At 48.3% G+C, this 861-nt stretch carries 1 protein-coding gene; it reads right to left on the bottom strand.

All coding sequences use genetic code 11. The features are described 5' to 3' along the window. On the bottom strand, positions 1-861 hold an 861-nt coding region (locus tag R7Z50_RS25945; RefSeq protein WP_318149535.1), incomplete at both ends, for an FAD-dependent oxidoreductase.

The following is an 861-nucleotide window of genomic DNA, read 5'->3' as shown; positions in this document are numbered from 1 at the left end:
ACCTGCGTCATCAGGCTCGCCTAAAGCAGTTTTGACCACTTTCACGCCTGAAACTTTGCCATACGCATCAACCTCAATACCTAAAGGCTGAAGGTTAAACATGAACTTCACGCCCTCTTCTTTGGCATTTTTCACTTCTCGACGGGAGCCAGGCATGTTTTCTTCATCACGACGGTAGGCACAAATCACGTTAGATGCGCCTTGACGGATCGAAGTTCGCACGCAGTCCATCGCGGTATCACCACCACCAAGCACTACGACTTTTTTGCCAGCCATATCGATAAACGGTTGGTTATGTTCTAGCTCCATAACCTTATAGGTATTGGAAATCAAAAATGGTAGGGCGTCATAAACGCCCGGCGCGTCTTCATTTTCCAAACCGGCGCGCATGTATTTGTATGTGCCCACACCTAAGAAAACCGCATCGTATTCATCAAGCAGTTCTTGCATCTGCACATCTTGGCCGACTTCCACATTCATGCGGAACTCAACGCCCATTTCGGTAAATACCCGACGACGATTTTCCATGACCCCTTTTTCCAATTTGAAAGAAGGAATACCAAAGGTAAGTAGGCCACCAATCTCTGGGTAACGGTCAAACACCACCGGTTTTACACCGTTGCGAACTAAGATGTCTGCTGCTGCCAGACCAGCAGGGCCTGCGCCGATGATTGCCACCTTTTTATTTGTCCACTCCACTTTGGACATGTCAGGCTTCCAGCCCATTTCAAAGGCTTTGTCGGTGATGTACTTTTCAATGTTTCCGATCGTGACTGCACCAAAATCATCATTTAGTGTGCACGAACCCTCACACAAACGGTCTTGCGGACACACACGGCCACACACTTCAGGCAAGCTGTT

The sequence above is a fragment of the Vibrio sp. 1249-1 genome, assembly GCF_033340495.1.
This window is presented reverse-complemented; position numbering and strand designations above follow the sequence as displayed.